This window comes from Luteibacter pinisoli, from assembly GCF_006385595.1.
Lineage (GTDB): Bacteria > Pseudomonadota > Gammaproteobacteria > Xanthomonadales > Rhodanobacteraceae > Luteibacter > Luteibacter pinisoli.
Map to the genome: position 1 here is coordinate 2,432,291 of NZ_CP041046.1, position 12,493 is coordinate 2,444,783.

At 64.6% G+C, this 12,493-nt stretch carries 11 protein-coding genes; 7 read left to right on the forward strand and 4 right to left on the reverse strand.

Features of this window, described 5'->3' with window-relative positions:
* Positions 1-7 precede the first annotated feature (7 nt).
* The 3 genes from FIV34_RS11030 to FIV34_RS11040 form a co-directional block, all read right to left on the reverse strand.
* Positions 8-2,188, reverse strand: a complete 2,181-nt coding sequence (locus FIV34_RS11030; RefSeq protein WP_139982659.1) for a YjbH domain-containing protein — start codon at positions 2,186-2,188, stop codon at positions 8-10.
* Positions 2,185-3,651 carry a YjbF family lipoprotein gene (locus FIV34_RS11035; protein ID WP_139982661.1) on the reverse strand — a complete coding sequence of 489 codons (1,467 nt, stop codon included), beginning with the start codon at positions 3,649-3,651 and terminating at the stop codon, positions 2,185-2,187. The genes FIV34_RS11030 and FIV34_RS11035 overlap by 4 nt, the downstream gene beginning before the upstream one ends.
* An 83-nt stretch (positions 3,652-3,734) precedes the next feature.
* Positions 3,735-4,172, reverse strand: a complete 438-nt coding sequence (locus FIV34_RS11040) for a low molecular weight protein-tyrosine-phosphatase (protein ID WP_139982663.1) — start codon at positions 4,170-4,172, stop codon at positions 3,735-3,737.
* A gap of 83 nt (positions 4,173-4,255) precedes the next feature.
* Here FIV34_RS11040 and FIV34_RS11045 point away from each other — a divergent pair, with 83 nt between their 5' ends.
* The 7 genes from FIV34_RS11045 to FIV34_RS11075 all read left to right on the forward strand — a co-directional run bounded on the left by FIV34_RS11045 (position 4,256) and on the right by FIV34_RS11075 (position 11,049).
* Positions 4,256-4,861, forward strand: a complete 606-nt coding sequence (locus FIV34_RS11045; protein WP_139982665.1) for a phosphatase PAP2 family protein — start codon at positions 4,256-4,258, stop codon at positions 4,859-4,861.
* A gap of 79 nt (positions 4,862-4,940) precedes the next feature.
* On the forward strand, positions 4,941-5,447 hold the full coding sequence (locus FIV34_RS11050; protein WP_139982667.1) for an RNA polymerase sigma factor: 507 nt from the start codon (positions 4,941-4,943) through the stop codon (positions 5,445-5,447).
* Positions 5,440-6,498, forward strand: a complete 1,059-nt coding sequence (locus FIV34_RS11055) for a FecR family protein (RefSeq protein WP_139982669.1) — start codon at positions 5,440-5,442, stop codon at positions 6,496-6,498. The genes FIV34_RS11050 and FIV34_RS11055 overlap by 8 nt, the downstream gene beginning before the upstream one ends.
* A 98-nt stretch (positions 6,499-6,596) precedes the next feature.
* Entirely contained in the window at positions 6,597-9,083 is a 2,487-nt protein-coding gene (locus FIV34_RS11060; RefSeq protein WP_139982671.1) for a TonB-dependent receptor, read from the forward strand.
* A gap of 10 nt (positions 9,084-9,093) precedes the next feature.
* On the forward strand, positions 9,094-10,350 hold the full coding sequence (locus FIV34_RS11065; RefSeq protein WP_170207588.1) for a histidine-type phosphatase: 1,257 nt from the start codon (positions 9,094-9,096) through the stop codon (positions 10,348-10,350).
* Positions 10,351-10,468: 118 nt separating this feature from the next.
* On the forward strand, positions 10,469-10,726 hold the full coding sequence (locus tag FIV34_RS11070) for an AbrB/MazE/SpoVT family DNA-binding domain-containing protein (protein WP_139982675.1): 258 nt from the start codon (positions 10,469-10,471) through the stop codon (positions 10,724-10,726).
* Positions 10,726-11,049 carry a type II toxin-antitoxin system PemK/MazF family toxin gene (locus FIV34_RS11075; RefSeq protein ID WP_139982677.1) on the forward strand — a complete coding sequence of 108 codons (324 nt, stop codon included), beginning with the start codon at positions 10,726-10,728 and terminating at the stop codon, positions 11,047-11,049. Before FIV34_RS11070 ends, FIV34_RS11075 begins: the two co-directional genes overlap by 1 nt.
* Positions 11,050-11,061: 12 nt before the next feature.
* Here FIV34_RS11075 and FIV34_RS11080 read toward each other — a convergent pair whose 3' ends face one another.
* On the reverse strand, positions 11,062-12,480 hold the full coding sequence (locus tag FIV34_RS11080) for a sugar porter family MFS transporter (RefSeq protein WP_139982679.1): 1,419 nt from the start codon (positions 12,478-12,480) through the stop codon (positions 11,062-11,064).
* Positions 12,481-12,493: the final 13 nt, after the last annotated feature.

Genomic DNA, 12,493 nt, shown 5'->3' on the forward strand with positions numbered 1-12,493 from the left:
ATCCGGCTTATTGGGAAATCTTCCCCAGGTTCTTGTCGAACAGGTCGCTGTCGAGATCGTTGGTCAGCGTGTACAGGGTGTACCGCTTGTTCAGGCGGGCGCCACCGTCACGCACCAGCGGCTGCCACATCAGCGTCGCCCTGTTCCGCGACGAGTTAGGCAGCAGCGCATCAAACGGGATCGACACGTAGATGCCCTTGTCAAAGCTGCCTTCGCCATACCCCGCATTACCCGACTTGGTCGTCACCGTGGCATAGGCGCCCATGCGGGTGCCGTTGGCGAACTGGCGTGACACGTCAATCGTCGTGCCCCAGTCGCCCGCCAGGTAACGCCCGACGCTGACCGCGAGCGTGACGTTGTGGAACCCCGTATCCAGGTAGCCCGTGGCCTGCCCGGTGATCACGTGGTACTTCCGCAGCGAGAAATCCTGGTCAAACCCGCGGGCCTTCACCCAGTTGATGTCGCCACCCACGGCCCAGTGCTCGCCGAACGGTCGGTAGAGCACTTCACCGCCGGCGCCCGCGTACATGCTTTCCAGCATGCCGGCGTAGGCCATGCCATAGAGATCTTCGCCCAGCTTGTGGGTGCCGGTGAGCTGGAAGTTCGGCATCGTGATGTCCGAACTGGTCACGTATTTGCGCACGTCGGTACGCACGCGCGGCAGGTTGCTGGGCGCGTCATAGCGGAACTTGTCGTAGTTGTTGGCGATGTTCACCGCCAGCACGCCGTCCAGCCACAAGTGCCGGTTGAAGTTGAAAGTGCCGTATCCCGCGCCATACACCTGGTAAAAGATGAAGGCATCCGGGCCGCCAACGCTCTGCTGATAACCGATGGACGTGCCGCCCGTGAAGCGCTTGAGTGGGGCGTTGTACAGCACTTCCTCCTCGCGGGAGGTCACCGGGTCCTGTTCCACGCTGCGGCGGAAGGTGGGCAAGTCGATCTCGTGGTTCAACAGCTCGATGAACCGCGGGCGGTGCACGCTGGTATCCACCGTGCTCAGGCCGTTTCGCTCGCTGGTCACCGTGACCCAGTCGATACTGTTATCCACGCGATTATCGACAATGCGCGTGGCGCGGCCTGCGCCTTCCGCCGTATAGAAGAAGCGCTCCTGCTCACCCTGGATCACCAGTTCCGAGCCACGCCGGCTAATACTGCTGACGTTGATGCCCGCATTGGCGTTCAAGGTCCTGGCGACCTCGGCCCAGTCCACCTGTGCCGGCGGTTTGCGGTCGGGCGGTGGCGCCGCGTCTTGTCCCGCGCCGAGATCGGGGGGCGCGGCCGCTGCCGGCGCGCTGGTAAACGACACCGGCTCCGGCGGCGGATCGAACGACTTCTCCGGCCCGACATGCTTGGCGAGGTTGCTGTGCAGCGTCAGCGCCGCGGTCCCGATGTTGCCGCGCTCATAACCCAGGGTGAGGTCCACGTTGCCGTTGAGACGGAACACGGCGCCAAGGTTCACGGGCCAGCGCTGCGGCTGGTTGTTCTTCTGCGGCTGGTTCTTGTAATCGTTGCCGTCCAGCTCGGCCTTCAGCACCAGCCATTTCCAGGGCGAGTGGTATTCGACGCCGCCGATGAAACCCGGCCGGCCACGCAGGAACTTGTTGATGCTCAGCGCACCCGTCGCCCCCGTGCCGCTGGCCGGGCGGGTACGGAAGCGGTCACTGATGAAGTTCAGCGGGTTGGCGATATCGCCGCGGTTGCCGATATAGCCCCAGGCCAGGCCCAGGCTGAAATCGAAGTTGCCGGCGCGCTTGCTGGCCACCAGGTACTCGCTGGAGAACAGGCCCGTACCGCCCACGTCACGCACGCCAAAGGCCACCGCAGGCAGCCAGCGCGATTCCTCCCACAGACGCGCCTTCACGTCGATGGATTTGTCCTTGTAGGTCTGGCTACCGCTGAGCGAGCGCGCGCCATAGAGGCGGTTACTGACATTCGTATAGCGGAAGCTTCCTTCCAGCCACGGCAACGGCTGCATGGAGACGTTGTAGTTCGTATACGGGGTGGTGCGGCTCAGTACGAAACTGAATTCGCCCTCCTCCGCCATGCGCGCCGTCGGCGTCTGGAGCAAGCCCACCCCGCCGAAGTCACTCTGCGTGTAGTACTCCTGCGCATGGACGCTGGCGACGCCACCCGCCCAGAGCACCAGGGCGGCGCAACTGCCCCGCCATGCCGGATGGCGCCGCCTCAAGGCGTGCCCTCCACGTCGAAGCGCTGGGTGGCGATGAACGCGGCGGCGTCCTCATTGAACTGCCCGTCGGTCGCCCCGCGGATGGCGGTGTGATTGAACGGCACGTAGATCCATGCGCCCGGCGCGAGCACGCGCGGCGGGTCACGGTTCCATGCCGCGATGTTCTGCGGAAAGACGGTACCGTCGGGCTGGATGACGAAGATCCTGTCCGGGTCCGCGGCCTTCGAAGGCGGGCAATCGGCGAGATAACGGCGCGCGTCCTGCAGAGCGACATGAGGCACGCGGCATGGTTTGGCGACGGCGCCGACGATACGAACCCCGGTCGGACGCTGCGGATAATAGAGGGTGTCGCCCGGCTCGGTCGTGAGGTTGTCGGGTGGCGAGACCTCCAGCTGGGCCGGGTCAAGCACCACGCTGGTGCGGCGCCCGGTGACCGGCAGCGACGTAATCCAGGCCTGGAAGGCCGCGGCATCGGTGCCGAGTGCGTCCTTGCCGTGGCTGAGGGCGTCCATGCGGATGACGCCCAGTTCAAACACCACGCCCGCTTTCAGCCGGACCTGGTCGGGCACGAGTGACGGCCGCAACCAGGCGGCGCCCGCCACGTATGCATCCGGCTTCACCCGTGCCGCCCCGGCCAGTTCGGCAAGCCGTCCCGTGGACGGATAAACGGCTGTATCCGGTTGATCGGCGGATCCGGTGTACGGGCGAAGCTGAATCAGCTCGAGCGGAAAGCCAGGCGCGACGTACTGACGACTCTTCCAGATGAAACCGTCGGCCGGATCGACCCAGTAACGGTTGGTAAAACTGCCACCGGCACCGCTCAGGCGCTCGTCGTAGCGGCGCAGATGGTGAACCGTGCCGAGGATCTCAATGTCCTCCGAGCCGCCAGGCGACAGTGTCGCCTGCATCACGATGCCGCCCCGGTAACCGGGGGACCAGTCCACCGTACGTGTATACGTCGTGGGCGAAGTGACGTGCTGGAGCCCTTCATCAAAGGGATCTACCGCACCAGGCACCGTGCTGGAGAGATTCTGCGGAAAACCGGTGGTCCTTACGACGAGGCCCTTGCGCGTAAAGACGATGTCGTCGCCCTGGCCGTACCAGCCAAGCAATCCGTCCTGCACTTTGCCGAGAATGAGGATGGCCTGCCCCTGTGGCCCGTTGGCCTGGAGCTGGTAATACGGCGACGCTGCCACGAATTCCGCCGTGGGATGCACCGATTCTCCGTGGATGGAGAGACGGATAGCCTCCACGCTTCCCCGGGATACCGCTGAGCAGCCCTGTATCGCGATAAGCGCGAGGGCGAGGCCGCCAAGGGCAATGAAACGTAGCGCGCCGTATGCGCGTTGTCGGGCGTCAGGCCAAGACAAGATCAGCGATGGTCCGGCAAGTGGATTAAAGGGCCCGTCAGATAACTGAAAGAAAGGGCCCACATAGGACTGCACTGACTGAAGGACCTTCAACACACGTCCTTCGCACTCGGCATGTCCCACAGACACTACACGACCAAAGCGGACTGAAAACTGACTGACTGCGCGTTTTACGGCTAGAGATATTTCATCCAGCTGTTTACGCTGTTATCGATAAGCCTGTAGACATGTTCGAAGGCGGGGCGCCCCTGCCGATAGGGGTCCGGAATATCCTGCCCGTCGAGCCAGCGATCCAGCAGGAATACCTTCCCACTCGCTTCCGGCGCCATCCGGACAATGGAAGCGACATGGGCCCGCTCCATCGCCAACACCAGGTCGGCACGACGCAGGAGCGAGCGATCCAGCTGGCGCGCACGGTGCGCGCTACCGTCGATACCTGATTCGCGCAGGAGCTCCAGCGCGGTAGAGTCGATGCCGTGCCCGGTCATCGCGCCCAGGCCCGCACTGGAGACCTGCACCGTGCTTCCCTCGCCGAGGTGGCGACGGAAGAGGTATTCGGCGGTCGGGCTGCGGCAGATGTTGCCGATGCAGGTGACGAGGATCTGTTGGAACATGCGGGGCGAACACTCCCGAATAGGAAAAGACGAGGCACGATGCAAGACGGCACCATGATAAACACCATACCCCACGCCTTGTGATGTGGCATCACGTCACCAGCTTCGGCGACAGCGCCCTGCTGCTGCCGGTCATCGCGTGGATGGCCATCGTGCTGGGCATGTCACCACGACGGCGCGATGCGCTGCGCTGGATCCTTGCGGCCATCGGGTGTGGCGGCATGGTCGCGCTTTCGAAGCTGGCCTTCATGGCGTGGGGCATAGGCCCACCCGGACTCGATTACACCGGCTTCAGCGGACACACCGCGTTGGCCCTGCTGACCTGGCCAAGCCTTGCCGCCCTGCTGGTACGTCGCATGGCGACCCGGCCGCTCGCGTGGCTTGCCATCGCGGCAGGCGTGGCGCTCGGCGGCGCCGTGGGCATATCGCGACTTGCCTTGGAGGTGCACAGTGTTTCAGAGGTGACCATGGGCGCCACGCTCGGCGTCATCGTCGCCGCCTGGTTCATCCACGGTCTTCGCCGTGACGACGCCCCTCCCGCATGGCACCTGCTGCTCCTCGCCACGGGCATCGTCATCCTCTGGTTCATCTTCTACGGCCGGATCTTCCCTTCGCAGCATGTGCTGAAGGACATTGCGCTCTGGGTAAGCGGGCACTCGAATGTGTTTACCCGCCACACCCACCGGTAACACCGCCGTCATGAAGCCTCCCTAGCATCCGCGCTTTCGCCTGCCGCCCGCGCGGCGGCTACGACGCAAGGGCGCACCTATGCCAGACGCCTCTCCGGGCCTATCCCACCTGCTCCTGGAGCAGGACGGCCCGCTGCAGCGTTATATCCACCGACGCGCCGGGCACGCGTGGGACGCGCAGGACCTGGTCCAGGAAACCTATCTGCGCCTGCTTTCGGCGGACCCCGACTCCATCCGGAATCCCGAGGCCTACCTGTTCACCGTCGCCACCAACCTGCTGCGCCAGCGCGCGGGCGGTCGGCAGACGGGTGGACGCGAAGACGGCGGCGTGGAAGAGGTGCTTGACCGGCTCGCCACGCCCTGCGAGGCCGCTGCCGGCGTCGACCAGGCGCTGCGCAGCAAGCGCCTGCAGGAGCTGATGGCCCGCCTGTCGCCGAAATGCCGCACCGTGCTGGTGCTGCATTACCGCGACGAACTGAACTACCGGGACATCTCGACGCAGCTCAACATCTCGGTGCACATGGTGAAGAAGTACATCGTCAAGGGATTGGCCGCGTGCCGGCAAGGGATGGGTCGATATGGATGACGATCTCCGCCAGGCGGCGGCTCGACGGATCACCGAAGAGGCCGCACAGTGGCTGCTCGCCAACCGCGAAGGGCTGGACGAATCGTCGCGCGACGCATTTCTCGCCTGGCTACGCCACTCGCCCGCGCACGTCGGTGAATACATGGCCATCGTCCAGTGGCACGAGGAAATGCGCGAGGCCGCCGGGCGCGAGCCACTCGACACGCCTGCCCTCGTCGAGATGGCGGCAGCGGAGCCCGCCGTCGTGCCCTTGCGTCCGCATACCAGCGTGCCGTCACGCTTCAACCCACGACACGCCGTCACGCCGCGCCGCCGGCACTGGCCATGGGCCGCGGCGGCCAGCATCGCGGCCGTCACGTTTGCCGCCCTCATGGCCTGGCATGCACATGCCCCCGTGCTGGCAGCAGGCACCGTGTACAGCGCACCCGCGGACGCGACCCGAAGCCTGACGCTCAGCGATGGCAGCCGGATCCAGCTCGATCGTGGCAGCGCGATCCGCGTCCATCTGGATGACCAGCGACGTGATATCGCCGTCCTTGGTGGCACCCTGCTGATCGACGTGGGCCATGCATCATCGGCGCCGCTGAGCGTCACGCTGGGCCGCACCGTCCTGCGCGACATCGGCACGGTGTTCCAGGTGAGCAACCATGCCAACAGCAGCGATGTGACCGTGCTCAGCGGTCGCGTCGATGTACTGGCCCCGCGTGACGGCACCCAGGATGTCGTTGCACATCTACAGGGCGGCCAGGGCGCCACCCTGGATGCCGATGGAACCCTCACCCGGCTCATTCCACGCAGCGACCTCACGCAGGATCTTGCGTGGCTTCCAGCCGAGATCGATTTCCGGGATACACCGATCGCCGAGGTGGCACGGCGCTTCAACGACTACGGCCAGGCGCCGCTGCTCATCGAAGACATGTCGCTGGGCCAGATGCGCATCAGCGGGCGTTTCCACGCACGCGACCCCGCCGGGTTCGTGGCATACCTGCAAACGTTGCCCGGCGTGAAGGTCCGCCGCGACGCAGAAGGCGTACACGTCCATCGGCTGTAAGAAAAAATTCATTGAAATAGCGGTACCCGACCGGCGTGCCGCCGACTCGTAGATGACATGCGTTCGCAGCGCACCGTCCTCCTTCATGAGTCTTTCCCATGCGCACCAAGCTCGCCTTCCACCTCGCCCTGCTGCTCGGCACCCTGCCCGCGTCCGCCATCGCTGCTCAGGCAGCCACCGAAGCACCCATCGCTCCCATGCCACTGGACCAGGCGCTCGATACCTTTGCTCGGCAGACCGGCCTGCAGGTGGTATACACCCCTGACGCGGTGCATGCCCTGCGTAGCAAAGCCGTGCCGGCTGGGCTTGAGCCCAGGGGCCAGTTGCATGCCTTGCTGGCCGGCACCGGGCTGGACTATCGCTTCGTCACGCCGACCACCGTCACCCTCGTGGCCAGCGCCGGCACCGACAAAAGCGCCGCGGCCGCTCGCCGCGCCGCACCACTCCCGCCCATCAACGACGCCGAAAGCGCCGCCCGCGACCTCGCCCCGGTAAGCGTCCAGGCCAATACGGTCGACACCCTGGCGCCCAGCGCACCGCCGCTGGAAGCCACCCAGCCTACCTCCGTGATCGACGAGCGTTTCATCCGCGACGGCCTGCGGTTCAACTCGAATTTCGACGACATCATCAAGTACGCCCCGAGCGTCACGGTGACGTCGCCCGAAGGCCCCGGCATGGGCAAGAACGAAGGCATCAGCATCCGTGGCTTCCAGGACGGCCAGTTCAACATCACGTTCGACGGCATTCCTTTCGGTGATGCGAGCGACCTGCACCACACGACGTCGGCGTACTTCAATAACCACGTCCTGGGCCAGGCTGAAATCGATCGCGGCCCCGGCGGCGGTTCCACCATCGGTAACGCCACGTTCGGCGGCACGGTAGGCCTGCGTTCGCGCGATCCTGGTGCCGTCGATGGCATCACGCTGTACACCACGGCAGGCAGCTGGAACACCTTCGCCAGTGGCGTGAATGCCGAAGAAACCCTCGGTAATACGCGCATTTTCGCGGATCTCTCGAAGGAGAAGAGCGACACCTATCTGAAGGGTACCGACGACCAGCGCGAACACGCGTTCATCAAGACCATCACCACGCTGACGCCGACCACCACCCTGACCTTCGTCAGCAGCTACAACCGCGAACACCAGAACACGGTGCAGGGCGCCACCAAACAGGAAATCGCCGATTTCGGCTGGCGTTATGGCCTGGGGAACGATCCGGCGCTGCAGAGTTACAAGGGCTATAACAACGCAGCCTACTACTCGAACTTTACCTACGTGGGCCTCGCGACGCAGCTGGGCGCGTGGTCGATCGACAACAAGGCTTACTACAACAGCTTCGACCACTGGGCGCGCAAGGCCACCGATGCGTCGGATAACAACCCAGCGGACAACGGCGTGACGCTGTACAACGCGGCGGGCAAGAAGGTATCGACCCTGAAAACGGATGTACCGGGCAAGCTCGCGGACTCCGGCTTCCACAGCTTCGGCGATGTATTGCGTTTCGAGCGCGAACTCGGCCCGGGTGAACTGCAGACGGGCGCGTGGCTGGAACGCAGCCAGGACGCGCGCTACCAGTACCCGCTGGACCTGACCACGGGCACGCCCACCAACACCAAGTACGGCTCGAAGTACAACTACATCCTTCGTGACCGCACCGACACCTTCCAGCCCTACGTGCAGTACGACTGGATGCTGACCGACACGCTCACCCTGAGCCCCGGCGTGCGCTACAGCACCGTCACCCGGCAGATGAACGCGCCGATCAGCAAGGAAAACGCCCAGGTTTCGCAGTACAACTCGGCCAACTACAACGCCACCCTGCCCTCGCTAAGCCTGCACGACAGCCTCAGTGACCACTGGAGCGCGTACGCGCAGGTCGCCAAGGGCTTTCTCGCGCCGCCGATCGACGTGATCGAACTGGTCGGTTCCAAGCAGCTCAAGCCGGAGACGACGACGAACTACCAGCTGGGCACCGCCTTCGCGGACCGCGGCCTGACTTTCGGCGCCGATGTCTACTACATCGATTTCTCGAACTATCTGGCGGCCACGTTCGTCAACACCGACGAAGGCCAGCAGCAGACCTACCTCAATACGGGCGGCGCGATCTACAAGGGCGCCGAGGTCGAGGGCACGTGGGCGATGACGCCGACGCTTAGCCTTTACGGCAATGCGACGTATAACAAGGCGACGTACAAGAACACCGACACCCAGATTGCCGGGGCACCGAAGGTCACCGCCGCGCTGGGCCTGCTCTACAGCAGCCCGCTCGGCTACTACGGCTCGCTGATGACCAAGTTCGTCGGCAAGCAGTACGGCAGCGACAATGCCACGGACGACGCCGGCAACACGGTCTTCGTCGACGACAACCGCCTTGCCGGCTACGTCTCGACCGATGCGGCCCTCGGTTACCGCAGCAAGGACGGCGGCCCCACCGGCAAGGGCTGGTCGGTGAGCATGGACGTCAACAACATCTTCAACGTCCACAAGTTCATCGGTTATGCCGGCACGCAGAGCGTGAGCGGCGACGCGCTGTACTTCGGCTTGCCCGGCCGTGGCGTTTTCCTTGACCTGTCGTTGAAGCTGTAAGGTGATGTCGATGTCGATGACGTTTCGGATCGTGGGCCTGTTGCTCGCCCTTGGGATGCTGTCGCCGGGTGACACCCTGGCTGACGACGGTAGCCAGGCAACGGTGGTGCAGCGGATCATCCTGATGCGCCACGGCATTCGATCGCCGACCAAGGCGCCCGCGGACCTGGCGCGCTACGCCAGCGAGCCGTGGCCCGCATGGCCCGTGGCGCCCGGCCTGCTGACGCCCCATGGCATCGACACCCTGCGCTCGCTGGGCAAGCGCATGCGGCGGGACCTGGCCGACGCCGGCCTTCCCGCGGACGCCTGCAAGCGCGAGGTGCGGGTGATTGCCGACAGCACGCCGCGCAACCAGGCCAGCGCGAAGGCCTTGCTGGAAGGGCTTTCGCCTTCGTGCGCACCCGTCTGGCAAGCGTTCCCCGTGGGCCAGGACGACCCGCTATTCCGAGGCACTGGAGGAGGCGATGACGACGACAAGGCCGGCATCGATGCTGCAGCCATCGACGACACCACGCGCGCCACGATGGCGGAACTGCAGCAGGTACTGCTGGGTTGCCATGACGATGCCTGCCTGGCCAGGGCGAAGAGCGACGGCAAGCAGGTGTTGCTCGGGGGCGATGCGGCAAAGGCGCTAAAAACCGCGGGCTCGCTGTCCGAGAACATCATGCTTGCCTACGTGCAAGGCATGCCTGCCGCGCAGTTCGGCTGGGGAAGGCTCGATGCCGAAGGCGTCGCGCGAGTCATCGGCCTGCACAACGCGTCGTTCCGGCTGGCCCATGCCACACCAGAAGCCTCGCGCGGGCGCGGTGGCAACATGCTGGCCCACATCAGCGCGACACTCGCCGAAGCCGCAGGGAGGCCCACCACGGTGAAGGCCCTGGCGCCGGCGGGAACCCGCGTACTCGTGCTCATCGGCCACGACACGGACCTCGCCGCCCAGGCCGGCCTGCTTGGCCTCGACTGGCAGGCGGCGACCAAGGGTGACGACTTTCCGCCCGGGGGAGCCCTGGTCTATGACCTGGTGAAAGTTCCCGGCGGGTACGCCGTTCGCCTTTCCGTCGCGATGCCAACACTGGCCGCGCTTCGGGCGGGCGACGTCATTCCGGCAAACGCGGTCGTTCTGAAGTCCCTTCCACAGCCGGATTGTGGCGCGATCGCCCTGTGTCCCATCAGCAGCTTCGCAGCCACTTCCGGTCGCGCCGTGGGCGATGCGGTATCAGTCAGTGCTGCCAACGAGCCTATGACGTCTGCCGTCGGAGCCCCCTGACGAGGCATCCCGGACGGCCGTCGAGTCCAACGACTACGGCATTCAGGGGCGTTCTCGCCTTGACGCCAGTGCGAATAAGGTTATATTAGAGTATAACTTCTGCCATCGAGCGATCGCCATGTACAAGACCAGCATCCGGAAGGTGGGTGGCTCGCTCATGCTAGCCATTCCACCTGTCTTGCTTGAGATTCTGCACCTCACTGCCGGTACCCAGGTCGGTATCGACATCGACGGTGGAAAGCTTGTGGTCACCGCCACCCGCGCGCCCGAATATTCTCTCGATCAGCTACTCGCACAGTGCCATCCAGAGCAGCCGCTATCCGAGGATGACCAGACCTGGACAGGTGGTACCGCTGCCGGCAATGAGCTCATCTGATGCGGCGAGGCGACATTTACATGGTGGGCCTGGACCCAGTCGCAGGCCATGAACAGTCCGGCTTTCGGCCGGTGATGGTGCTCTCACCCGCGCCGTTCAACGAGCTCAGCAAGACACCCATCGTACTTCCGATCACCAACGGTGGGACCTTTTCACGTATGGCCGGCTTCGCTGTCGCGTTGGCCGGCACCAGGACGTCGGGGGTCGTGCGCTGCGACCAGCCTCGCGCGCTGGATTTCGCCGCGAGAAAGAATGCCTTCGTCGAACAAGCCCCACAGGCGGTGATCGACGATGTTCTGGCGCGGCTGCGAACGCTTATCTGACGCGCGCAGCCGTCAACCACCCTTAGCCAACCGCTTCTGCTGGTACGGGTAGAAGCGGTCTTCGCGCAGTTCGTGCTCGATCTCTTCCAGGCTCTTGCCCATCGTTTCGGGCACCAGGTAATAGATGAACACGAGCGCGACCAGCGAGATCGCCGCGTAGAGCCAGAAGGTGTGCGTGGCACCGAGCCACGTCACCAGGGACAGCGTGGTGAGGGTGACGATCAGGTCGAAGAACCAGTGGCTGAAAGAGCCGAGACTGGAGCCCTTGCCGCGCACGAACAAGGGATAGACCTCGGCGTTGATCAGCCAGATGCACACGCCGAAGCTGCCGCAGTTCAACATCATGTAGGCAGCGAGGCAGCCCACGGTGGCCCAGCGGGTCACATCGTTTTGCGGGCCCGCGCCCTGGAACAGTACGCCCATGGCGATCAGCGCCACGATGGAGCCGGGCACCATCCACAGGAGGTATCTCCGGCGACCCACGCGGTCGACGAGGAAACTGCCGATTACCGTCATCACCACCAGCAGCACCGTACTGGCACCCGTACCCAGCACGGCGGCCTCGTCAGAGAAACCCGCCTTGGTGAGAATGGTCGGCGCGTAATAAATCAGCGCGTTGTTGCCGGTGATCTGCGAGAACATCGAGATACCCGCACCCACGACGATCGCCGGGCGGATCCAGGGCTTGGTCAGGTCTTTCCAGCGGCCGGTCGGCTCCCGCTCCGCCACGGTTTCGATTTCGGCGATCTCGGCACGCGCCGCCGAGGCGCTGCCACGGATGCGCTCGAGGACCTTCTGCGCCTCGTCGAGGCGACGCTCAGCCACCAGCCAGCGAGGACTCTCGGGAAGGAAGGCCATGCCAGCAAGCAGGATGATCGCTGGCACGATGCCCAAGCCAAACATCCAGCGCCAGTGTTCGCCGAGTGCGAAGCCGGTGAAATACGCCACGGTGATCCCAAATACCACCATGAACTGGAAGAGCACCACCATCTTGCCGCGATGCTTCGTCGGCGCGACTTCCGCGATATAGACGGGGATGATCTGCGTCGAGCTACCCGCGGAAAGACCCAGCAGGAAACGTGCAGCAATCAGCCAACCTACCGAGGGAGCAAGAGCCGACGCGATCGAGCCCAGCGCGAACAACACACCGACGAAGATCACCATGCGCCGACGGCCCAGTCGATCGGAGAAAGGGCCCGTGGCCAGGCAACCGATCAAGGCGCCGAAGATAATGCCGCCGGTGACCAGCTGCTTGGTCGTATCGTCAAGCGCGAACTGCCGGCCGATACCGAGGAGCGCCACACCGATCACGCCCGTATCGTAACCAAACAGCAGGCCGCCCAGGGCAGCGATAACAGCAATGCCGACAACAAGGCCCGCGCGCGGCGAGGCCTCGCTGGCCGCCGTAGCGGAGGGTGTAATAACGCTCATGCAGACTCCATCG